The organism is Streptomyces montanus (assembly GCF_005786655.1).
Taxonomy (GTDB): domain Bacteria; phylum Actinomycetota; class Actinomycetes; order Streptomycetales; family Streptomycetaceae; genus Streptomyces; species Streptomyces sporangiiformans.
In genome coordinates, this window is record NZ_VBZC01000004.1 from 193,746 (window position 1) to 215,087 (window position 21,342).

Genomic DNA, 21,342 nt, shown 5'->3' on the forward strand with positions numbered 1-21,342 from the left:
CGGGTCAACCGTCCCTTCCCTAGTCCGCGTAGTCCGTGTGGTCCGCGCAGCCGGTGTGGTGCGCGCTCAGTTCGGACCGCGCACGACCAGCGCGCCCGCGTTGCCGTCATGGCCCACCGAGGTGACCAGGCCGATCCGGGGTGTCCCGCCGGGCGCGCCCTGCCAGCGGGCGAGCAGGGCCGCGAGTTGCATGGCCCCGCCGGCGCTGTAGGTCTCGCCGAGCACCTCGGTGACCCGGACGCGTTCCGGTTCCCGGCCCAGGGCGAGCCGGACGGCGCGCTCCTCGATCCGTTCGAGACCGGTGTGGTGGGTGGCGCCCAGGGACACGGTGTCCACGTCCTCGGGCCGTACGCCGCTGCGGTCGAGGGCCCGTGTGATGGCCGCGGCCAGGCCGTTGGTCAGCCCGCCGTGGCCCGGGGCCCGGCCGGCGCTCCCGGCGCGGTTGTGGTAGCCGACCTCGCAGGCGAGCAGCTCCGCGAGCGCCGACTCCCGGTCCTCGGCGGACGGGTTCGCCGCGACGACGAAGACGGCACAGCCCTCACCGACCGCTGCCTGCTCGCGCAGTGTCCCGGCGTGGTGCCAGGCCCAGGCCACGGGAGCGCTCAACTCCTCGCTGCCGCCCACGAGGAGCCGGTCGGCAGACCCCACCGCCATCGTCATCCGGGCGTGCCGGAAGGCGTAGAGGCTGGCGCTGCGGCCGCCGGCGACCGTGGCGTTCAGGCCCCTCAGCCCGTGCCGGATGGCCATCTGACCGGCGCTGCAGTTCATCACGCTGTTGGAGAACTTGCCCGGGTGGATGAGATACGGCTTGTCCAGGGTGAGCGTCTCGTACAGCAGGTCGGTGTAGCCGGCGATGCTGCCGGTGTTGGTGGCCAGCACCACACCGGTCCTGCTCAGCTCTGGGCCGCCGAGGCCGGGTCCGGCCGCCTCCAGTGCCTGCTTGCAGGCGACCAGGCTGAGGCCGGTGAGCCGGTCCAGGTACTTGATGCCCTTGCGGCCCAGATGGTCGGCGAGCCGGAAACCGGGGACCGGGCGGACCGGCCGAGGCGGGTAGTCCGCCGTGTCCAGGCCCGCGGTGTCCGGGCCTGCGGTGTCCGGGCCAGCGGTGTCCAGGCCCGCCGCGGCGTCGGACCCCCTCTCCTCGCCGGGCGCTCCGGCCCGGTCCGGCACGGTGTTCCCGTCCAGCAGCCGGGCCAGCGGGGCCAGCCCGTAGCCGGCGCCGGAGACCACTCCGGCGCTGACGACGGTCAGCGGCTTGACGGGTGCGGCCGTGGTCACGTGTACCTCCCGAGGATGGTGATGACGTTGTTGCCGCCGAAGGCGAAGCCGTGGTTCTGCACGATCCGGGGCTGCGCGTCCCGTCCTCGGCCGGGGACGCAGTCCACGCCGGGGCCCAGTTCGGGGTCGGTCTCGACGAGGTTCGCCGTGGGCGGCAGGAAGCCGAGCTCCAGCGCCTTGCAGCAGGCGATCGCGCCGAACCCGCTGGCCGCGCCCATGGTGTGGCCGAGCATGGACTTGATGGAGCTGATGGGCGGCAGCCGGTCGCCGAACACCTGGCGGACCGCCTGCACCTCGGTCGAGTCGTTGGTCGGTGTGCCGGTGCCGTGCGCGCAGATGTAGTCGATCTGCTCCGGAGCGACCCCGGCGTTGCGGTGGGCCGCCTCGATGCACTCCGCGATGCTCGTGGCGTCCGGGTGGACCATGTGCGAGGCGTCGCAGTTGGCGGCGTACCCGAGCACCTCGGCGTAGATCCGGGCGCCGCGGGCCAGCGCGTGGTCCAGCGGTTCGAGGAGCAGCGCGGCGCCGCCCTCACCGGTGATGATGCCCGAGCGGTTGGCGTCGAAGGGCTGCGGCAGGTCCTTGGCCATGGCGCCCAGGGCGTAGAACCCGGCGTGGGTCAGCCGGTTCACCGCGTCGGCGCCGCCGGCCAGCATGAAGTCGGCCTCGCCCGAGCGCACCATGTCGAAGGCGTACCCCAGCGCGTAGTTGCTGGCCGAGCAGGCGGTGGGGATGGTCTGGGCGTCGCCGGACAGGCCGAGTTCGGCGTTGACCGCGCCCGCGATCTGTCCGGCCGGCATCTGCCCGACGAGGCGGGGATCGAGGCCCTTGAGCCCCTGGGCGACCCACTGGCCGCCCAGGCTCTGGCCCACGGCGGACTCCCCGCTGGTGGTGCCCATGATCGAGCCGGACCGCGCCGCGGCGAGCGCGTCGGGATCGAGGCCGGAGTCCTGGACGGCCAGTCGGGAGGCGGCGGCCGCGAGCAGTGCGCTGCGCCCCCACTGGTCCGGGGCGAGGTGGCGCAGGATGTCCGTCGGCTCGAAGTCGTCGATCTCGGCGGCCTTGCGGCTGGGGAACGGGGTCGCGTCGAAGCTGCGGACCGGCGCGATGCCGACCCGGCCCGCCCGGACGGCGTCGGCGAAGACTTCCACGCCGATGCCGACCGGGCTGACCGCTCCGAGTCCCGTGATGACGACCCGGCGCAGGGGCGACTCAGACATTCCGCGCCGCGCACGTCTCGACGGCCGTGAGGAGTGCGCGCAGCGTGACCAGGGACTCCAGATCCTCCTTGGGTATGACGAAGCCGAGTTCCTTCTCTATGCGGGAGACCACCGTGATGAGGGTGAGGGAGTCGCTCTCGTAGTCGTCGATGAAGTGTTCGTCCTCGGTCAGCTCACCGTCCTCCAGCTCCAGTTCCTCGTTGACGATGTCGACGACCTGTGCCCGCAGGTCGGTGCTCAGCTCGACGGTCTGTGCGGTCATGACGTGTCCTCTCGTGGGTGTTCTGCGACGCGGGTTCGCGACATGGGTTTGCGATGGGGCTGCTGATCGGATCGGCGAAGGGAGTTACGCGGGCCGGGCCGGCGGCTTGAGGGCGATGACGCCGAGCTGCGACAGCATCAGCAGGTCCTGTCGGTAGCCCCAGTGCTCGACGACCAGGCCGTTCTCGATGCGGTAGATGTGCGTCTGCTCGACGTCCACGTCGCGCTGGGTGGCCTCGATGCCGAGGAAGTCACCGACGTGCTTGCCGGTGAAGCGCAGCCGCAGCACGGCGCGGTCTCCCTCGGCGAAGCTGTCCAGGTGCTCCCACGTGGCGCCCTCGAAGGCGCTGTGCACCCAGCGGGCGGTACCGAGGTAGCCGAGCGGGCCGCCCGGGGTGCCGGGGGGCGCCTCGTGGTCGACGAACTCGGCGCCGATGTACTTGCGCGCGGCCTCTTCGTCGAGGTCGTTGAAGACCTTGCCCATCTCCATGGCGAGGTCGAGTGCTTCCTTGCTCATCTCATATCTCCTGGTGGTGACGAGTGGACAGCGGCGGGTTGCCGGCTCTCCGGGTTCAGTGGGGTCCGGACGGCTGTTGGGTCCGGATGGTCGTGAGGTCTGGATGGTCGTGAGGTCTGGACGGTTGTGGCGTCCGGTGCCGGGCTCAGTGCCCGGCGCCCAGGCCTCCGGTGACCGGGATGACTCCCGCGGTCACGTACGAGGAGTCTTCGCCGGCCAGGAACCGGACGGCCGCGGCGACCTCCTCGGCGGTGCCGGGGCGGGCCAGCGCGGTTCGCGCCAGTGCCTGCTCCCGGCGAGCGTCGGTGATGTCCTGGACCATGTCGGTCTCGATCAGGCCGGGGGAGACGACGTTGACGGTGATGTTGCGCCGGCCCACCTCGATGGCGAGCGAGCGGGCGAACCCGATCAACGCCGCCTTGGACGAGGCGTAGTTGGTCTGGCCGGGGGCGCCGGCCATGCCGCTCATCGACGACATGTAGATCAGCCGGCCCCAACGCGCCTTGATCATCGCGGGGATGACCTCCCGGGTCACGGTGACGGCGGCCTGGAAGTTGGTCTCCATCACAGCCCGGAAGTCGTCCTCGGGCATGCCGATCAGCAACTGGTCGCGGGTGATGCCCGCGTTGGAGACCAGCACCTCGACGGGGCCCTGCTGGATGGTGACTTCCTCGACCGCCGCCCTGATGTCGTCGGCGCTGGTCACGTCGCACCGTACGGCGAAGAAACCGGGGGGCGGCTCCCCGTTGCGGTAGGTGATGGCGACCTTGTTGCCCTCGTCGGCCAGGGCTCGCGCCGTGGCCAGTCCGATGCCCCGGTTTCCTCCGGTGACCAGTACGGAGCGAGTCATGTGCCTCTCCTCTTGCTCATGCGGCGCTGTCCCACAGGGATTCGAGCCGGGCGCCGGCGGTCTCGGCGTCGGTGAAGAGCACCGAGCGCCATCCGGCGGCCTCGGCGCCCGCGCAGTTGTGCGGGAGGTCGTCCACGAGGACACAGCGCTCGGCGGGTACGCCCGCGCGCCGTGCGGCGAGTTCGAACATGCCGGGGGACGGCTTGCGGTGACCCACCTCGAAGGAGAGCAGGACATCGTCGAAGAGCCCGGCGGGCTCGATCATGCGCCGCCAGTGCCCGTCCCAGGCGGGCACCATGTTGGAGAGCATCCCGACGAACGCTCCTCGGTCGCGCGCCTTGCGCAGCTGCGCCACCCAGTCGTGGTTGGTCTCCCGGCCGTCGAACCAGGCGTCCGCCATCGTGGTGAGGCGGAGTGTGACGCCGTGTTCCGCCTCCAGGACGTCCCCGATCTCGCGGAGCCACTCCTCCTCGGTGACCAGCGGGGTGTCGATCGGCTCCATGATGTCCTCGGTGCCGTACCGGGCGGTGACCGTGGCCAGGGCCCGCCCCAGGACGGCCTGGTCGACGCCCATGGCAGCGCAGAACCTCTGCATGGTGTGGCTCAGCGGAGGGGTCAGTACGCCTCCGAAGTCCGACCAGATCGCCAGTCGGGAGCGTGCGGTGTCGGTCATGGTGATTCCTCACGGTCCGGCATGCGGGATGTGTCGACGACGGTGACCGTCAGCGCGGCGATCTCCTCCGGGCCCTGGCGGAACCGCAGGCGTATCGTGTGGCGCGCCGCGCCCGGCGCCACCCGGTCGGCGGTCACGGTCAGCGGAACGTCCAGCTCGGCGAAGCGGTAGAACTCCGCCTCGTACCCGGCGGCGTACATCGGCAGGGGTGGTCGGCCGGCCGGACGGCCCGCGGCGCCGGCGGAGAACACCGCCGCCTGGCGGGCCGCCTCGACCAGCGTCATGGCCGGCAGATGGTCGTAGGCGTGGTCGAACAGCGCGGGGTTGTCGAACCGCGGTACGACCAGCGCCGTGACCGACTCGTCGGTGACCACCGGCTCGGCGAGCACCACGTTCAACGGGTTGTCCCGGCCCACCAGTTCGGGGTCGACCCGGCCGGTGGCGGGCAGCCCGGCGTGCTCGCCGAACTCGGAGCTGAGCGGCGCGGGCGTACCGCGCTGGGCGTGGCGCAGGATCTCGTTCTCGTGCTTCTTGAGGAACAGCACATCCATGGAGTGGTCGCCGACGTGCACGTCCCCCATGAAGATCCGCTGGACGAGCCGGCCCTTGCGGAATCTGCGGCTGTGCCGGGCCGGTGCGCCGAAGAAATCGGTGTCGATGCGCGGCGGACCGAAGTCCGCGCCGATCTCCAGGGCGTGCAGATTCCGCATCGCGAACTGGAAGGTGTTCACGATGGCGACGGTTTCGATCGGGATTCCTACGTGGACGTGGGAACCCACGATCGAGACCTGCCGTCCCGCCTCCAGGAAAAGCAGCGGGTCGTGCAGTTTCGGCCGCTGCGTGTGGTCGCTGTAGTAGAGGTGGGTCAGCGGAAGATGAATTCCGGCCGTCACCGCCATGGGCCTCAGCGTCCGCACATCGGTCACGAAGACCTCGGAAATCGCGGAACGGTGAGCGAGGGAACGCTCGACCGTGCGCCCGTAGTCGATGTCCCGGATCTCCGGGACGGCGGATTTCTCGGCCGTTTGCGTGGTCATAGTTTTCTCCGAACCACTTTTCCGAAGTGACCTGTTGATTTCCTGACGGCGGGCAGCGGTCAGCCGGCCGTGACCGACATCCGCTGGGTCCGCTCGGTGGCGAGGGACTCGTCCTGGGCGGCGGCGGAGCGCTTGATGAAGAGGGCGCTCAGCGCGCCGAGCACCACCACGGCCGTGCCGATCCACAGGGCCGAACGCAGACTGTCGGTGAAGGTCTCCGCCACGTCGCCGGGGGAGTGACCCGCGAACTGCCGGCTGAACACGGCGGTGAGCGCGGCGACACCCAGCGCACCGCCGAACTCGCGGCTGGTGTTGTTCGCGCCGGACGCCTTGTTGTGCTCGCTCTCCCGTACGGCGGAGATCACCGTGGCGGGGTTGGCCGCGAAGACGAGTCCCATGCCGATACCGGCCAGGGCGAGCGCGGGCACCAGGGCGCCGTACCCGACGTCGGGCGTGACGACGAAGGCGATCCAGCCGAGCCCGGCTGCCTGCAGGGCGCAGCCCGCGGCCTGCAGCACGCCACCGCCGATGCGGTCCACGAGCTGGCTGGCGATGGGCACCACGATCATCGGGGCGACGGTCCACGGGAGGGTGCGCAGTCCGGCCTCGAACGGCGAGTAACCCATGGGGCCTTGCAGGAACTGGGTCAGGAAGAAGATCGACCCGAAGACTCCGAAGTACATCGTGATCGACACCACGTTGCTCAGCACGAAGGCCGGCACGCGGTACATGTGCAGCGGGATGAGCGGGCTCGTGCTGCTGCGCTCGGAGACGATGAACGCCACCGCGAGGACGGCCGCGACGGCCAGGCCGGTCAGTGTCCTCGGCTGGCCCCAGCCGTGGTCGGCGGCCTCGACGATGCCCCAGACGGCCGTCACGACCGATCCGGTCACGAGGAGCATGCTGACCACGTTCAGGCTCCGGTTGTCGCCCCTGCTCTCCCTGACCGCCCACAGCGCGAGCGGCAGCGCGAGCACGCCGACCGGGACGTTGATCCAGAAGATCCAGTTCCAGTCGATCTGCTCGGTCACCAGACCGCCGGCGAGCGGTCCGACCGCGATACCGAGGCCGTTGACGCCTCCCCACACGCCGACGGCCGCGTTGCGCTGCTCCCGGGAGACGGCGGCGACGGCCAGGGTGAGGGAGACGGGCAGGATCGCGGCGGCGCCCGCGCCCTGGAACACCCGGGCGACGACCAGCGTGGTGACCGAATCGGCCATCGCACAGGCGATGGAGGAGACGGTGAAGAGCGTGACGCCGGTGAGGAACACCCGAAGGCGGCCGAAGCGGTCACCCAGCGCCGCACCGGCCAGCAGCAGACCGGCGAAGGCCAGCACGTAGCCGTTCATCACCCACTGCAGTTCGGACTGCCGGACGTTGAACTCCTGGGCGATCTCGGGCAGCGCGTTGGTGACGATCAGGTTGTCGAGCGACACCATGAACATCGGTAACGAGGTCGCGATCAGCGCCCATACGGGCGCGGGTTTCTTGGTTGCCATCATCGGTCGTTCTCCTCGCTTGTGGGACTTGTGGGGGTGGAGGGGGAGTTGGTGGGTGAGCCGGAGGGTGCGGCCGCGGTGGGGATACGGCGCAGGGTGATCAGGTCGGAGACACGGCCGGCCAGGAGTTCGCCGACCTGACCGCTGAGCGCGTAGTCGCCGAACGGGGTCACCGCGACGGTGGTGGGGCCGTTGGTGGGCCAGGGGTCGACCCGGGTGGTGAACTCGGCGCTGCGCCAGCCGTCGTCGGAGTCCAGGGCCGTCACTGCGTCCACGCCGCCCGGCACGCCGACGGCGGCGCCGATCGAGTTGGTGACGACGATGAGGGAGCCGTCGGCGCGCAGGCCGAGACCGTCCGTGCCGACCAGCGGCTTGGGCAGCCGCACCTCCCGCACCCGGCGGTCGGCCGGTGCGCCCGGGGTGATGCGGAACATGGCGCCGGTGTCGTAGCGGACGGCGAGCAGATAGCCGTCCGGGTGCCAGACGATGCCGTTCAGACCGACGATGTCGGCGGCGAAGCGGGGGTCGGTGGCCACCGGCGAGACCTTGCCGTCGAGCCCGATGCGCTGCACCGTGTCGTACACCGAGTCCGTGACGTAGATGTTCCCGCGCCGGTCGACGGTCAGGTCGTTGGCGAAGGTGCGCTCCCGTCCGCCGGCGACGTCGATGCGGCGTTGCAACTCTCCGGTGTCCAGGGCGAAGACGGCGACGCCCGAGGTCGGCGGCTGATCGCCGACGTCCAGGCGCTGGCGGACCCAGAAGTCGCTGTAGGCGACCAGGATGCGGTTGCGCGCGACGTCCACCCGGATGCCGAGGGTGGACACCTTGCCGATGCTCGGGGCCAGCTCCTTGACGCTGCCGTCCTGGCCGATCACGGAGAGGTTGCCCTGGGAGGCCGAGCCGACCAGGAACGCGCGGCGGGTCGGGTCCCAGGCGACGCCCTCCGGGTACAGCTCGGTGGCATGGCCGGTGATGACGTCCGCGGCCCGGTGGGCCGCGGTGTGCCCGGCGACCGGGTGGGCCGGTTCGGCCGCGGCGGAGGACTGCTGGAGGCTGACCGGTGCGAGCGTCGCGAGGACGGCAGCGCAGGTGGCGGCCGCGAATGACAGAGCGCGGGACACGATGTTCCTTCGGTCGGAGGGAAGACGACGGAGGGGCGAAGCCGGGGGAGAAGGGCGGTCGGTCGGCCCGCTGCTCAGCCCTTTCGGGCATGCCGAGGAGAGCTACGGGCGTACGGAACAGGGAACTTGGGCGATCGGTCAGGGCGACCACACGGGACTGCGGACGGGACCGTGGACGGGACTGCGGACAGGGTCGCGGACAGAACCGCGGCGGGTCAGGACGCCCGGCTGCCCACCAGCACGCACTGCTGCACTCGCCTGAGGTCTTCCGACGGCTCCAGTCCGAGCTCGTGCGCCAGGACGGTGCGTACGTCCTGGAACGCGCGCAGGGCGTCGCCCCGCCGGCCGGACTGGTGCAGGGCGTCGATCAACCGGGCGTGCAGCCACTCGTTGTACGGGTGGATGGCCACCAGATTCCGCAGCTGGGGCAGGACTTCGCGGTGGTAGCCCAGCAGGATGGCCGCCTCTATCCGCTTCTCCTGCGCGTGGAGCTGGAGTTCCTCGATCTCCCGGGAGTACGCGGCGAGCACCTGGCCTTGGCGTACATCGGCCAGCGCGGGGCCGCGCCACAGCCGAAGGGCGGCGCCGAAGCTCTCGTAGGCCGCCTCGGGCTGTCCGGCGCGCAGTTCCTGACTTCCCCGCGCACAGATCCGCTGGAAGGCGGCGACGTCGGTCTGCCCCTCGCCCACACTGAGCGAGTAGCCGGCCGGTCCCGTGATCAGCAGGTTCTGTGCCGCCTGCGGACCCAGCCACTGCGCGAGCTCCTGGCGCAGGTGGTAGACGTGCGTGCGCACCGTGTTCATGGCGGTGGCGGGCGGGTCGCCCTCCCACAGCTCGTCGATGAGCTGCTCCATGGGCACGACGTCGTTGGCACGCACGATGAGGAGTGCCAGCATCTTGCGCACTTTCGGGCCACGAGGCCGGTGTACGGCGGCGCCGTGGTGCACCTCTAGAGAACCGAGAATACGGAATTCCGGAACGTCCTCCGGTCGGGCGGAGGCGGTGGCGATCGAGGAGTCGGATATTTCTGGCCGGTGCCTGCTGATGGAAGTGATCGCGTTCGGCATGGGAATGAATCTAGGAGAGTCGCGGGGGAAGACGTAGACGTCCTACGGTGCACCGGGACTGTTTCCTTGGAGGCAATCGGCGGGTCCACCACGTGCCCGGGCCTGGTGGCGGGAGCGCCGCGGCTATGCTGCCCACGGCCAGGTGTCATCTCCCCCCGAGGCCCTTCTCGGCCGACCGTACGGCCGCGCGCATTCCGACAGCGCCCGGCGCGGAATTCCTGGCCCTGTGACACTCCCATTGCCCCGTGGGCCATTGATCCTTGCTCTCGGAAAGGAGCGTGCACGGTGCGCTTCAGCCTTCTCGGACCCTTCGAAATCGTTACGGACGACGGCTTCTCCCACGAACCGGGGCCGCCCAAGGCAGCCCAGACGCTCGCTCTGTTCGCGACGCAGCCCGGCTCGGTCGTCGGTTCCGACACGCTGATCCGGGAGCTGTGGCAGCGGGACCCGCCGCGCAGCGCGCTCGCGACGGCCCAGACCTATGTGCACCATGTCCGCAGGCAGTTGCGCGCGTTGCCGGCCGACGGCCTCGAACGGCCCGTGCTCACCACCCAGGCGTCCGGTTACGTCCTGCGAATCGACGAGCGGGCCATCGACGTGAGCGGCATGGAGAGCCTGGTCAGGCAGGCGGACGCGGAGTTGAGGCAGGGCCGCGTCGAGCGCGCCGGGGGTCTTCTGAAGCAGGCCCTGACGATGCGGCGCGGACCGCTGGTGTCCAACCTCAAGGTGGGCCCCGTGCTCGCGGGCCTCAGGATGCGTCTGGAGGAGCTGTACCTCCAGGCACAGGAGATGAACGTCGAGGTCATGATCCGCTCGGGCCGTCACCGCGCGGCCGTCGTGGAGTTGCGGGCCCTGGTCCACCAACACCCCCTGCACGAAAGCTTCCACGGCCGGCTCATCACCGCGCTGTTCCACTGCGGCCGTCGCACCGAGGCGCTCACGGCCTACCGGACGCTGAAACGGACGCTCATGGATGAGCTGGGCCTTGACCCGTTGCCCTCGATCCAGCGGCTGATACGTGCCGCGGCGGAGGACATGGACTGACTCGGCTGACGCACAAGTCGACACCAAGTCAGTGCATACAAAACCAGGACCCTGGTTTGTTGTCGAGGGTTAGGCAGGGTGGATGAGGGATCCACGCGGCGTCGACGCAGGCGAGCGCCGGTAGGTGGACGTCATCAGAGTCTGCGCGACGCGGTCTATACCCTTTGACAAACCGGCTTGCCGGTTTCTAAAGTTGCCCCGCAATGCGGAGCCCCGTTGTCGAGGCTCTGGGAGCGGTCCGCATGAGTGGGGGAATGATGAGTCGGCACCTGCCCAATGTTGTGGAACCTTCTGATCCGGATTCATTCACTACGGTGGATCCACGGATAATCCCGGTCGCCGAGGGGATGCGGAGACCGAACACCCCGGCGGCCTGGTCCGTTCTGATCGCCGACAGCGATCGCGCCGAGGCGCAGTCCCTGGCCCTGGGGCTTCGGCGGCACGGGCACACCGTGGACGTCGTACAGACCGGAGCGGCCGCGCTCCAGGCGTACGGCAGTGCCGACCTGGTGATCCTCGACCTCGAACTGCCCGACATGGACGGGCTGGAGGTCTGCCGGAAGATCCGGTCGGCCTGTGCCGTCCCGATCATCGCCGTTACCGCGAGGAGTTCCGAACTCGACTGTGTGCTCGGCCTCCAGGCGGGCGCCGACCACTACCTGCCCAAGCCGTACGGCTTCCGCGAACTCGTGGCGCGCACCGAAGCCGTCATGCGCCGGGCACGGCCCAAGCCGCCCGCGCCGCGCGCCATCTCGCGCGGACCGCTGCGCATCGACGCGGCGCGGCGCGAAGTCAGCCTGGAGGGGCGGCGCATCGAGGTGACGCCCAAGGAGTTCGACCTCCTGTATCTGCTGGCGAGCAACCCGGACGCCATCGTCCCGCGCCACCAGCTCATCCAGCAGGTCTGGGGCAACTCCTGGTCCCGCAGGACCGTCGACACCCATGTGAGCAGCCTGCGCGGCAAGCTCGGGGCCGGCGACTGGATCATCACCATCCGTGGTGTCGGCTTCCGGCTCGGCCGTGCCTGAGCCGGCCCGGAGGAGCCCCGGGAGGGCCATGTTCACGGAGGAACGGATGAACGGGACAGTGCCCTCCGCTCTGTGCGAGGGAGCAGGCTGCCGGTCGAGTGTCACCTCCGGCGGTGCCCGGCGCCCCGTCGGCGGAGCGGGGCTCAGGCTCTGCGCCCCGTGCCACGAACGCCTGGTCGCCGGCCTCGCGATGCTCCCGCGACTGTACGAGGAGTGCGAGCGGGTGCTCGGCGGCGCGGCGCTGCCGGGCATGCGCGAGAGGATCAGCGGCAGCCGTGCCGCCCCGGGGATTCCGCTGAACCTGGCCGCCGCCGACGTACGCGCGGACATCGTCGCGATCCTCGGGTCCTGGAGCGGTCTCGTGGCCGGCGAGCGCGGCCTGCCCGCGCCCCGGCGTGCGGTGGAGCCCCTGGCCGCGTTCCTGGTACGCAACGCCGGCTGGCTCGCGGCCCATCCGGCGATCGGCGACGTGACACGGGAAGTGGCTTGTCTGGTGCGCTCCGCCCGCGCGGCGGCCGGCGGCGAGCCCGTGTCACGCATGGCTCTCGGTGCCTGCGCGGAACCCGGCTGCGAAGGCGAACTCGGCGCGGTGATCGCACCACGCGGATCACTGTCGGAAGCGACCGTCCAGTGCACCGCGCAGCCCGGCCACAGCTGGTCCGGCCGTGACTGGCTGCTGCGCCGCGCCAAGACCGGTGCGGCGTCCGGTGCGGCGAACGGCCCGGCGGTCGGCGCCGGGCTGACCGCGGCGGACGTCTCGCGGTTGTGGGGCACGCCGATCGGCAGTGTCTACCGGCTCGCCAAGGAGCAGCAGTGGCGCCGGTACCGGCGCCAGGGGCGCACCTACTACTCGGCCGACGACGTGCAGGTCTGCTTCAGCCGCCGGCTCGCCCGGCAGGTCTGACACCCCGCGCGAACGGGGCGGACGCTCACACGGCGTCCGCCCCGTTCGCGTATCCGGGGTGCCCGCACACTGCACACGCTGCACACACTGCACACGCTGCATATCTAAGACGGATCTGTGATTCAGCTGCCGATTCATGACGAAAAGCTGAAATATCTGGTCTTGAACGGCCGACCGCCACCGAAGAACATTGCATGCAAGGTCCGGTGCTCTGTCCCCAGGCAGGCCCGGTTGAGGCCTCCCGGACCTCCACTCGTACGTCCCTCGCCCGCGCCCGGTCCTTGAACGGCGGGCGCCATCTCGCTGACCGCGCACGACCTCCGTATCCGCGTATGAGAAGAGAAGGCATCGCACATGACCACAGCCGTCGCCACGCGAACCATCACGGACCTGCTGCTGAGGGCCGCCCGCAACCATCCGGAGTCCGGACTGCGCTTCCCCCTCGGCGCCGCTGACGAGGAGCCGCTGTTCCAGAGCTATGCGGACCTGGAGGAGATGGCGCGCACCGTACTCGGAGGGCTCGTCGAGCGTGGCCTCCGACCGCGGGACAAGGTCGTCCTGCTTCTTGAGAAACCGCACGAATTCCTTGCCACGTTCTGGGCCTGCCAGCTCGGCGGATTCGTCCCGTGCCCGATGGCGGCCCTCGGGGGCGACCCGGAGCGCTGGGCGGCCCAACTCGACCATGTCAACAAGCTGCTCGACGGTCCGCTGGTGATCACCAGCGACACCCTGGCCGCGGAACTGCCGCGGGTGGAAGGCCTGGCCGTCGCCTCGCTGGACACGCTGTTCGGCCGGTACCCGGCCGACGTGGTGCACGAGGCGGAGCCGCAGGACACCGCCGTCCTCGTGCTGACCTCCGGGTCCACCGGCAACTCCAAGGCGGTGATGCTCACCCACGCCAACCTCCTGGCCTCCATGGCGGGCAAGAATGGCTACCACCGGCTCACCGCCGACGACACCACCCTCAACTGGGTGTCCTTCGACCATGTGGCCGCCCTGCTCGAATGCCATCTGCTGCCGCTGTACGCGGGCAGCGACCAGGTGCACGTCGAGGCGTCCACGGTGCTCCAGGAGCCGCTGGACTTCCTGCGGCTGATCTCCCGTCACGGCGTCACCATGACGTTCACCCCCAACTTCCTTCTGGGGCTGATCAATCCGCAGGCCGACCGCCTCGACGAGCAGGACGGCGAGCACCTCGACCTGTCCCGGCTGCGGCAGATCATCAGCGGCGGCGAGGCCGTGGTCCGCACCACGGGCGAGACCTTCCTGCGCAGTTTCGCCCCCTACGGCCTGCGCCCGGACGCGCTGTGGCCCGCGTTCGGCATGTCGGAGACCTGCGCCGGCAGCATCTACTCCCGCGACTTCCCCGTGTTCGACCAGGGACAGGAGTTCGCCAACCTGGGGCTTCCCGTGGAGGGCCTGCGCATCCGGGTGGCCGACGACCGCAATGTGCCGCTGTCCGAGGGCGAGGTGGGCGAGCTCCAGCTGAACGGCCCCATGATCACGGCTGGTTACTACAACAACGAAGCGGCCACCCGGGACGCCTTCACCATCGACGGCTGGTTCCGCAGCGGCGACCTGGGGCGTATGGACGGCGGTCGCCTCACTCTCGTGGGCCGCAGCAAGGACAGCGTCATCGTCAACGGGGTCAACTACTTCAGCCACGACATCGAGACGGTGCTCGAGGGCCTCGACGACGTGGCCCCCTCCTATGTCGCGGCCTTTCCCACCCGGGCCCCGGGCAGCGACACCGAGCAACTGGTCATCGCCTTCCACCCGGAGACCGACGAGGGCGACGAACTGGCGCTGTACCGGGTGCTGACCGCGGTCCGCAGCAGCGTGGTGATGCACTGGGGGTTCCGGCCCTCCCTCGTGCTGCCGCTGCCGAAGGACGCCTTCCCGAAGACGAGCCTGGGCAAGATCCAGCGCTCGCTGATGCGGGGGCGCCTGGAGGTGGGAGCGTACGACACGGTGAAGGAGTCCGTGGAGGACCTCGTCCTGCGCCGGCTGGGCGGCTACACCGAGCCCGAGGGTCTGACGGAGAAGGTCCTCGCGGGCATCTACGCCGAGATGTTCGACGCCGACCCGGACAAGCTCAGCGCCACCGCCAACTTCTTCGACCTGGGCGGCACTTCGCTGGACATCCTGCGGTTGCGCTCCCTGGTGGCTCAGCGGCTGGGCGCCGACGATCTGCAGATCATCACCGTGCTCACGGCCCCGACCGTCCGGGCCCTGGCGGCACACCTCACCGCCGGCTCCACCGGTGTCCGCGCCTACGACCCGATCGTTCCCATGCAGGTCGTCGGCGACAAGACGCCGCTGTTCTGCGTCCACCCGGGCGTCGGCGAGGTGCTCGTCTTCGTCAACCTCGCCAAGTACTTCGTCGGCGACCGGCCGTTCTACGCGCTGCGGGCCCGCGGGTTCAACCCCGGCGAGACACCGTTCGAGAGCATGGCCGAGATGGTCGACACCTATGTCCAGGCCATCAGGGCCAAGCAGCCGCACGGTCCGTACGCCCTCGCCGGGTACTCCTACGGCGGCGCGGTGGCCTTCGAGATGGCCAAGGTCCTCCAGGCGCAGGGCGAGCGTGTCGACTTCGTCGGCAGCTTCAACCTGCCGCCGCACATCAAGTACCGCATGGACGAACTGGACTTCGTCGAGACCGCCACCAACCTGGCGTTCTTCCTGGCGCTCATCGACAAGAAGCAGTCGCTCGAACTGCCCGCCCAGTTGCGCCCGCTGCCCAAGGACGAGCAGCTGGCGTACTTCATCGACCACGCACCACAGGCGCGCCTCGCCGAACTCGACCTGACCTTCGAGAAGTTCAAGGCATGGGCGGAACTCGCCGACGGCCTGACGAACCTGGGCCGCAGCTACACGCCGAGCGGAGCGGTGAAGTCCATGACGGTCTTCTACGCGGTTCCGCTGCGCGGCACCAAGGAGGACTGGCTCAACAACGAACTGCGCAGGTGGGACGAGTACTCCACCGGCGAGAACCGCTACATCGACGTCCCCGGCGAGCACTACACCCTGATGGGGCCGCAGCACGTGGCCACCTTCCAGTCGATCCTCCGCAAGGAGCTCGACCGCGCGCTCGGCGACGCCGGCTGAACCCCCGAGGAGACACTGTGAACGGCAAGAAGATCCTGGTCACCGGTGGTACCGGACAGGTGGCGGGCCCGGTGGCCAAAGCCCTGGCCGCCGACAACGAGGTATGGGCGCTCGGCAGGTTCGGCAGCCCCGGTTCCGAGCGGGAGCTGACCCGGCACGGCATCCACACGTTCCGCTGGGACATGAACGACACGAGCGCGGACTCCCTCAAAGGGCTCCCCGAGGACTTCACCCATGTCATCCACTCCGCCGTACGGCGGGGCGAGGACGGTGACGTCACCACGGCCGTCGAGGTCAACTCGGTCGCCGCCGGGCGCCTGATGACCCACTGCCGTACCGCGGAGGCGTTCCTCTACGTCTCCACGGGCGCCCTCTACGCCCGCCAGACCCTCGACCACCAGTACACCGAGTCCGACCCGCTGGACGGCAAGGCGGACTGGCTGCCCGCCTACCCCGTGGTGAAGATCGCGGCGGAGGGCACCGTCCGCGCCTACGCGCAGACGCTGGGCCTGCCGACCACCATCGCCCGGATGAACATCGCGTACGGGCCCGGCGGTTACGGCGGGGTTCCCATGCTCTACTTCCGGCGGATGCTGGCCGGCGAGCCGATTCCGGTCCCGCTGGAGGGCCAGAACTGGTGCTCGCTGCTGCACACCGACGACATCGTCGAGCAGGTCCCGCATCTGTGGAAGGCGGCGGGTGTCCCTGTGACGCTCACCAACTGGGGCGGCGACGAGTCGGTCGGCATGACCGACTGCGTGCGCTACCTGGAGGAACTCACCGGAGTACGGGCCAACCTGGTGCCCAGCGAAGTCACCCGCGAGACCTACCGGTTCGACCCGACGCTGCGCCGCGAGCTGACCGGCCCGTGCAAGGTCACCTGGCGCGAGGGCGTGCGCAGCACCCTCGAAGCGCTGTATCCCGAATATGCCGACCGCTGAGGAGAGAGGGTCCGTCATGACCCGCGACACCGACCCCCTGGCCCCGATCCGTGCCGCCTACGCGGCCTTCCGCGCACGGGACGTGGACGCCCTCCTGGCGACCCTGGACCCGGACATCGAGTGGGTGCACCCCGCCGGCATGAACCTCTACGGCCTGGGCGGCACCAAGCACGGACATGCCGGGGTCAAGGAGTTCCTCGCCCATGTGCCGACCGTCCTCGGCGGCATGCGGCTGCACCCCGTCGAGTGTGTCCAGGAGGGGGACCGGGTGGTGGTCTTCGGCCACCGGGACGTCATCGCCCTGAGCGGCCACACCGAGACCCTGCCGTTCGTCCACTCCTGGACCGTGCGCGACGGCAAGGCCGTACGCATGGAGGACATCTTCGACACCGTCCTGTTCCACCGTGTGATCGAAAGCTGACGGCGGGAGATGACGTACGCCTATCTCGGCCCGGAGGGGACCTTCACGCAGGCGGCCGTGCGCCGCCTGCTGCCGAGGACCCGGAAGGTGCCGCACCAGCCGTTTCCCACCGTGCCCGCCGCCCTTGACGCGACCCGCAGGGGTGACTGCGAGGCGGCGGTGGTGCCGCTGGAGAACTCCGTGCGGGGCGTGGTGGCCGTCACCATGGACCAACTGGTCAGCGCGGGCATGCACATCAACGCCGAGGTCGAGGTGCCCGTGACCTTCGCGTTGATGGCCCCCGAGGGGGTGAGGCCGCAGGACATCACCCGGGTGTTCAGCCATCCGCACGCCCTCGCGCAGTGCGAGCGTTGGCTCGCCGAGCGGCTGCCGGGCGCACGCGCCCAGACGGCCGCCTCCACCGCGGCGGCCGCACAGGAGGTCGCCGCGGCCGGCGCGGCCGGTGGTGCGGCGATCGCCGCACCACCGGCGGCCGACTTGTACGGACTGCGGATCCTGGCGACCGGTCTCGGCCGGGACGCGCGGGCCGTCACCCGGTTCGTGTCGGTGGCCCCCGACTGGAGCAGACCCACCAGGACCCGCCAGGACCGCACTTCGCTCATGCTGTCGCTCGGCACATCGGGGCCCGCGAGGGTCGTCGACATCCTCACCGAGTTCGACACACGGGGCGTGGAACTGGCCTGGATCCAGTCCTGGCCCACCGGTGAACGGCTCGGCAGCTACCACCTGTTCATCGATGTCGAGGCGCATATCGAGGACCCGCCGGTGAAAGACGCCCTGGCCGCCCTCACCGCCCTCGGTCTCGGTGTGCGGTTCCTGGGCAGCTACCCGAGGTGGGGCGCCGTGACCGCCTGAGCCAGTTCATCCGCGGCCTCCCGCACCACGGGCAGCAGGGCCGCCACCGGAGGACTCGCGAGGGCTCCCTTGCGTACCACCAGGGTGATCCGGCGTGTCAGTTCGGTTCCCTCCAGGGGGATACGGGTGACGGGATGCCCGGGGCGGTCGGGAGCCAGGTCGGGGACGAGGGCGACGCCCCAGCCCATGGAGACCAGGCTGAGCACGGCCTGCATGTCCCCGATGTCGGAGACGACGTCGGGGACGAAGCCGGTGTCCGCGCAGGCGTGCAGGGCCAGCTTCCCGAGGCCCGAGGACGGGTCCAGCAGCCAGGGCAGATCCGCGAAGTCCGCCAGAGGCCGGGGAGCGTCCCCGGCGAGCGGGTGACCGGGGGCGATCGCCAGGCGGATCCGGTCGCCGGCCACGGGAGCCTCGTGCAGCCCGGGCACCCGTGGTTCAGGCACCTGGGGGTAATGGGTGGCGAGGACGGCGTCCAGCCGGCCGAGGCGCACGCTGCCGCGGCTCTCGGCGGGCAGAACGCCGTGCAGGGTGACGCGCAGCTCCGGATGGAGTTCCCGCAGCCTGTTCAGCGCGGGCACCAGAAGGGCGGGGCCCTCATGCAGGGGGACTCCCACGCGCAGTTCGCCCGTCACCCTGCCGTCCCTGGCGTGCAGTTCCGACTCGGCACTCTCCAACTGGCTCATGATCCGCTCGGTGTGCTCCACCAGCAGCCGGCCCGCGGCCGTGAGCCCGGCCGACTTGCTGCCGCGGTCGAGCAGGGCCGTGCCGGTCTCCGCCTCCAGCGCCGAGAGCTGCTGGGAAACCGCGGAACGGGTGTAGTTGAGGGCCTGCGCGGCCGCGGCGATGGAGCCGCGGGCCTCGACTTCCCGCAGCAGCACCAGCTTTCGTACGTCCAACACCGTCAACCTCGCTAACGCAAGCTGTCAGTAAGCGTCACGTCAGACTACGGGACGGGACGCCTCGACAACCGCTTGAATGATTCCAGCCCCGCCAAACCTCCGATGACACAAGTGAGTTCGTCATGCCTTCGCTGCTTCACATCGATTCCAGTCCCCGCCGCTCCTCCGTCTCCCGTCAGGTCTCCGCTGAGTTCGCGGAAGCCTGGCGCGAGGCCCACCCGGAGGGCACCTACGTCTACCGCGATCTCGCCGCCGACCCCGTGCCCCACATCGACGACGCCCAGATCGAGATCATGCACCGCCTGGAGAAGACCGGGCTGCGCGACCTCGACGCGGTGCGTGAGGCGGCCGTCACGCCCGAGGAGAAGGCCAGTTGGGCGGTGGCCTGGCCGCTGATCGAGGAACTGCTCGCGGCCGACACCATTCTCTTCGGCCTCCCGATGTACAACTTCTCGGTGCCCTCGACGTTCAAGGCATGGTTCGACCGCGTGCTGATCGCACCCCTGGTCACCGACCCGGCCACCGGGAAGGGCCCCCTGTCCGGCAAGAAGGTCGTGGTGACGACCGCCCGCGGCGGTGCCTACGGCCCCGGCACCCCCCGCCAGGACTTCGACTACCAGGAGCCCTACCTGAAGGCGGCCCTGAGCATGGTGGCCCTCACCGAGGACCTCACGTTCCTGCACTCCGAGATGACCAAGTCGGCGCACGTGCCCCGGCTCCTCCAGTTCCAGGAGCTGGCGGCCACCTCCTACAAGGAGGCCGTCGACGGCGCCCGCGCGGCGGCCACGCGCTGACCGCCCCCGGCGCCCGACGCACTACGACACGAACTCCGGGCCTGGTCCGCACTTCCCCCGCCGGACCGGGCCCGGTCCCCCTCCGGGCCTGACCCGCACTTCCCCCGCCGGGCCGGGCCCGGTCCCCCACGGGCCCGGCCCGGCGTCCTCCTGCCGGACCGGGCCCGGCTCCTGCCCTTCAGCCGAGGAGACTGCCCCAGCCCCGCGGACACCCACCCGACGCCCACACACGCATGCCCCGGACCGGCCGTGAGCCGACCCGGGGCTTCCGCGTTCCCGCACCCCTCCACCACGCGACAGAATCACGAGGCCGAGACATGAACACTCTGAAGTCCGAGCTCCCCGGCGTCCGTCTCGCGGACACCTGGAGCGCGCGGCCCGCCGCCCAGCAGCCCGACTGGCCCGACCCGACCGCCCTGCACAACGTCACCGAACAACTGGCCGCCCACCCGCCGCTGGTCTTCTCCGGCGAGTGCGACGCGCTCAAGGAGCGCCTCGCCGCCGTGGCGCGCGGCGAGGCGTTCCTGCTCCAGGGCGGCGACTGCGCCGAGACCTTCGACCGGAACTCCGCCGACACCGTCCGCAGGAAGCTCAACACCCTGCTGCAGATGTCGGCCGTTCTCACCTACGCCGCGTCGATGCCCGTCGTGAAGGTCGGCCGGCTCGCCGGTCAGTACGCCAAGCCCCGCTCGTCCCCCACGGAGACCCTGGGCGGTGTCACCCTGCCCACCTACCGGGGCGACGCCGTCAACGGCTTCCCCTTCACCGCCGAGGCACGCGTCCCCGACCCCGAGCGCCTGCTGCGCATGTACCAGGCGTCCTCCGACACCCTCGACCTGGTGCGGGCGTTCACCAAGGGCGGCCACGCAAGCCTCGACCAGGTCCACGAGTGGAACCGGGACTTCATCGCGGGCTCGCCCCTGCGGGAGAAGTACGAACTCATCGCCGACGCCATCGACCGCGCCCTGCACTTCATGCGGGCGACCGGCGGCCGACCCGAGCACTTCGACGACACGGAGTTCTTCGTCTCCCACGAGGGCCTCCTGCTGGACTACGAGACCCCGCTGACCCGCCGGGAGCTGCGCAGCGGACGTCAGTACGCCACCTCGGGGCACATGCTGTGGATCGGTGAGCGCACCCGGCAACTCGACGGCGCCCACGTCGAGTACTTCTCCCGCGTCGACAACCCCATCGGCGTCAAGCTCGGCCCCACCACCACGCCCGAGACCGCCCTGCGCCTCATCGACCGCCTCGACCCCGACCGGCAGCCCGGCCGGCTCACCTTCGTCATCCGCATGGGCGTGGACAAGATCCGTGACCTCCTGCCCCCGCTCGTCGAACGCGTCGTGGCGGAGGGCGCCCCGGTCGCCTGGGTCACCGACCCGATGCACGGCAACACCATGGGCGCCCCGTCGGGCCACAAGACACGCCGCTTCGACGACATCCTCGGCGAGGTCAGCGGCTTCTTCGAGGTGCACCGCGCCCTCGGCACCCACCCCGGGGGCATCCATGTCGAGCTGACCGGCGACGACGTCACCGAATGCGTCGGCGGCGGGCACGACCTCGACTTCCCCGACCTGCCGGAACGTTACGAGTCCACATGCGACCCGCGGCTGAACCGCAGCCAGTCCCTCGACCTCGCCTTCATGGTGGCCGAGTTCTTCGGCACCGAGCGCCGGGCGGTCGACCCGGCCGCCGCGCTAGGGCCTGTCCGGCGGATCATGGCCGGGTCCGCGACGCCTGGCACGGCACCTCGCCGCGTTGCCGAAACATCCGAATAGCTCCGCTATTAGGACGCTCCGGCGCCTTGCGATGCACCGCA

At 70.3% G+C, this 21,342-nt stretch carries 20 protein-coding genes; 9 read left to right on the forward strand and 11 right to left on the reverse strand.

Translation table 11 applies throughout. The features are described 5' to 3' along the window. Positions 1-66 precede the first annotated feature (66 nt). The 10 genes from FE633_RS04845 to FE633_RS04890 form a co-directional block, all read right to left on the reverse strand. A complete protein-coding gene (locus FE633_RS04845) occupies positions 67-1,278 on the reverse strand; it encodes a beta-ketoacyl synthase N-terminal-like domain-containing protein (RefSeq protein WP_171059800.1) in 1,212 nt (403 codons plus the stop codon). After that, positions 1,275-2,498, reverse strand: a complete 1,224-nt coding sequence (locus FE633_RS04850; RefSeq protein ID WP_171059801.1) for a beta-ketoacyl-[acyl-carrier-protein] synthase family protein — start codon at positions 2,496-2,498, stop codon at positions 1,275-1,277. Before FE633_RS04850 ends, FE633_RS04845 begins: the two co-directional genes overlap by 4 nt. After that, positions 2,491-2,760: an acyl carrier protein gene (locus tag FE633_RS04855; protein WP_138043806.1), complete on the reverse strand. Its 270-nt coding sequence runs from the start codon at positions 2,758-2,760 to the stop codon at positions 2,491-2,493. Before FE633_RS04855 ends, FE633_RS04850 begins: the two co-directional genes overlap by 8 nt. Positions 2,761-2,844: 84 nt before the next feature. Beyond that, a complete protein-coding gene (locus tag FE633_RS04860) occupies positions 2,845-3,276 on the reverse strand; it encodes an ester cyclase (protein WP_138043807.1) in 432 nt (143 codons plus the stop codon). A 145-nt stretch (positions 3,277-3,421) separates the two neighbouring features. Continuing rightward, a complete protein-coding gene (locus tag FE633_RS04865) occupies positions 3,422-4,126 on the reverse strand; it encodes an SDR family oxidoreductase (protein ID WP_138043808.1) in 705 nt (234 codons plus the stop codon). Positions 4,127-4,142: 16 nt separating this feature from the next. Continuing rightward, positions 4,143-4,799, reverse strand: coding sequence for an HAD family hydrolase (locus FE633_RS04870; protein ID WP_138043809.1), 657 nt, complete (start codon positions 4,797-4,799; stop codon positions 4,143-4,145). Beyond that, entirely contained in the window at positions 4,796-5,836 is a 1,041-nt protein-coding gene (locus tag FE633_RS04875) for an AfsA-related hotdog domain-containing protein (RefSeq protein WP_138043810.1), read from the reverse strand. Before FE633_RS04875 ends, FE633_RS04870 begins: the two co-directional genes overlap by 4 nt. 59 nt (positions 5,837-5,895) lie before the next feature. Then, a complete protein-coding gene (locus tag FE633_RS04880; RefSeq protein WP_138043811.1) occupies positions 5,896-7,338 on the reverse strand; it encodes an MFS transporter in 1,443 nt (480 codons plus the stop codon). Next, a complete protein-coding gene (locus FE633_RS04885; RefSeq protein ID WP_246113414.1) occupies positions 7,335-8,456 on the reverse strand; it encodes an SMP-30/gluconolactonase/LRE family protein in 1,122 nt (373 codons plus the stop codon). Before FE633_RS04885 ends, FE633_RS04880 begins: the two co-directional genes overlap by 4 nt. A gap of 215 nt (positions 8,457-8,671) precedes the next feature. Then, on the reverse strand, positions 8,672-9,523 hold the full coding sequence (locus FE633_RS04890; RefSeq protein WP_138043812.1) for an AfsR/SARP family transcriptional regulator: 852 nt from the start codon (positions 9,521-9,523) through the stop codon (positions 8,672-8,674). 285 nt (positions 9,524-9,808) lie between these two features. Between FE633_RS04890 and FE633_RS04895 the strand changes: the two genes are divergently transcribed. The 7 genes from FE633_RS04895 to pheA all read left to right on the forward strand — a co-directional run bounded on the left by FE633_RS04895 (position 9,809) and on the right by pheA (position 17,827). After that, the gene (locus FE633_RS04895; RefSeq protein WP_138043813.1) at positions 9,809-10,567 is read left to right on the forward strand and encodes an AfsR/SARP family transcriptional regulator; all 759 of its coding nucleotides are present in this window, start codon (positions 9,809-9,811) and stop codon (positions 10,565-10,567) included. 347 nt (positions 10,568-10,914) lie between these two features. Further along, positions 10,915-11,595, forward strand: coding sequence for a response regulator transcription factor (locus FE633_RS04900; RefSeq protein ID WP_246113425.1), 681 nt, complete (start codon positions 10,915-10,917; stop codon positions 11,593-11,595). Between the two features lie 46 nt (positions 11,596-11,641). Beyond that, complete coding sequence (locus tag FE633_RS48080) at positions 11,642-12,499, forward strand: hypothetical protein (protein ID WP_246113415.1); 858 nt, start codon at positions 11,642-11,644, stop codon at positions 12,497-12,499. Between the two features lie 354 nt (positions 12,500-12,853). After that, entirely contained in the window at positions 12,854-15,610 is a 2,757-nt protein-coding gene (locus FE633_RS04910; RefSeq protein WP_138043814.1) for a non-ribosomal peptide synthetase, read from the forward strand. Between the two features lie 17 nt (positions 15,611-15,627). Beyond that, positions 15,628-16,551 (forward strand): NAD-dependent epimerase/dehydratase family protein, encoded by a 924-nt coding sequence (locus tag FE633_RS04915; protein WP_171059787.1) that lies wholly within the window; start codon positions 15,628-15,630, stop codon positions 16,549-16,551. Positions 16,552-16,567: 16 nt separating this feature from the next. Next, the gene (locus FE633_RS04920; RefSeq protein WP_138043816.1) at positions 16,568-16,972 is read left to right on the forward strand and encodes a nuclear transport factor 2 family protein; all 405 of its coding nucleotides are present in this window, start codon (positions 16,568-16,570) and stop codon (positions 16,970-16,972) included. 9 nt (positions 16,973-16,981) lie between these two features. Then, entirely contained in the window at positions 16,982-17,827 is an 846-nt protein-coding gene (gene pheA, locus FE633_RS04925; RefSeq protein WP_138043817.1) for a prephenate dehydratase, read from the forward strand. Here pheA and FE633_RS04930 read toward each other — a convergent pair. Next, positions 17,797-18,726, reverse strand: coding sequence for a LysR family transcriptional regulator (locus FE633_RS04930; RefSeq protein WP_138043818.1), 930 nt, complete (start codon positions 18,724-18,726; stop codon positions 17,797-17,799). The genes pheA and FE633_RS04930 overlap by 31 nt on opposite strands. Before the next feature lie 122 nt (positions 18,727-18,848). Between FE633_RS04930 and FE633_RS04935 the strand changes: the two genes are divergently transcribed. Beyond that, positions 18,849-19,520, forward strand: coding sequence for an FMN-dependent NADH-azoreductase (locus FE633_RS04935; protein ID WP_138043819.1), 672 nt, complete (start codon positions 18,849-18,851; stop codon positions 19,518-19,520). A gap of 317 nt (positions 19,521-19,837) precedes the next feature. Further along, on the forward strand, positions 19,838-21,301 hold the full coding sequence (locus FE633_RS04940) for a class II 3-deoxy-7-phosphoheptulonate synthase (RefSeq protein ID WP_138043820.1): 1,464 nt from the start codon (positions 19,838-19,840) through the stop codon (positions 21,299-21,301). Positions 21,302-21,342 lie beyond the last annotated feature (41 nt).

What these genes read in the sequence shown, in the direction of transcription:
- FE633_RS04875 (WP_138043810.1), bottom strand. Translation starts at nt 5,836, where the DNA reads ATGACCACGCAAACGGCCGAGAAATCCGCCGTCCCGGAGATCCGGGAC.
- FE633_RS04865 (WP_138043808.1), bottom strand. Translation starts at nt 4,126, where the DNA reads ATGACTCGCTCCGTACTGGTCACCGGAGGAAACCGGGGCATCGGACTG.
- FE633_RS04860 (WP_138043807.1), bottom strand. Translation starts at nt 3,276, where the DNA reads ATGAGCAAGGAAGCACTCGACCTCGCCATGGAGATGGGCAAGGTCTTC.
- FE633_RS04890 (WP_138043812.1), bottom strand. Translation starts at nt 9,523, where the DNA reads ATGCCGAACGCGATCACTTCCATCAGCAGGCACCGGCCAGAAATATCC.
- FE633_RS04850 (WP_171059801.1), bottom strand. Translation starts at nt 2,498, where the DNA reads ATGTCTGAGTCGCCCCTGCGCCGGGTCGTCATCACGGGACTCGGAGCG.
- FE633_RS04870 (WP_138043809.1), bottom strand. Translation starts at nt 4,799, where the DNA reads ATGACCGACACCGCACGCTCCCGACTGGCGATCTGGTCGGACTTCGGA.
- FE633_RS04920 (WP_138043816.1), top strand. Translation starts at nt 16,568, where the DNA reads ATGACCCGCGACACCGACCCCCTGGCCCCGATCCGTGCCGCCTACGCG.
- FE633_RS04935 (WP_138043819.1), top strand. Translation starts at nt 18,849, where the DNA reads ATGCCTTCGCTGCTTCACATCGATTCCAGTCCCCGCCGCTCCTCCGTC.
- FE633_RS04880 (WP_138043811.1), bottom strand. Translation starts at nt 7,338, where the DNA reads ATGATGGCAACCAAGAAACCCGCGCCCGTATGGGCGCTGATCGCGACC.
- FE633_RS04940 (WP_138043820.1), top strand. Translation starts at nt 19,838, where the DNA reads ATGAACACTCTGAAGTCCGAGCTCCCCGGCGTCCGTCTCGCGGACACC.
- FE633_RS04900 (WP_246113425.1), top strand. Translation starts at nt 10,915, where the DNA reads ATGCGGAGACCGAACACCCCGGCGGCCTGGTCCGTTCTGATCGCCGAC.
- FE633_RS48080 (WP_246113415.1), top strand. Translation starts at nt 11,642, where the DNA reads ATGAACGGGACAGTGCCCTCCGCTCTGTGCGAGGGAGCAGGCTGCCGG.
- FE633_RS04910 (WP_138043814.1), top strand. Translation starts at nt 12,854, where the DNA reads ATGACCACAGCCGTCGCCACGCGAACCATCACGGACCTGCTGCTGAGG.
- FE633_RS04855 (WP_138043806.1), bottom strand. Translation starts at nt 2,760, where the DNA reads ATGACCGCACAGACCGTCGAGCTGAGCACCGACCTGCGGGCACAGGTC.
- pheA (WP_138043817.1), top strand. Translation starts at nt 16,982, where the DNA reads ATGACGTACGCCTATCTCGGCCCGGAGGGGACCTTCACGCAGGCGGCC.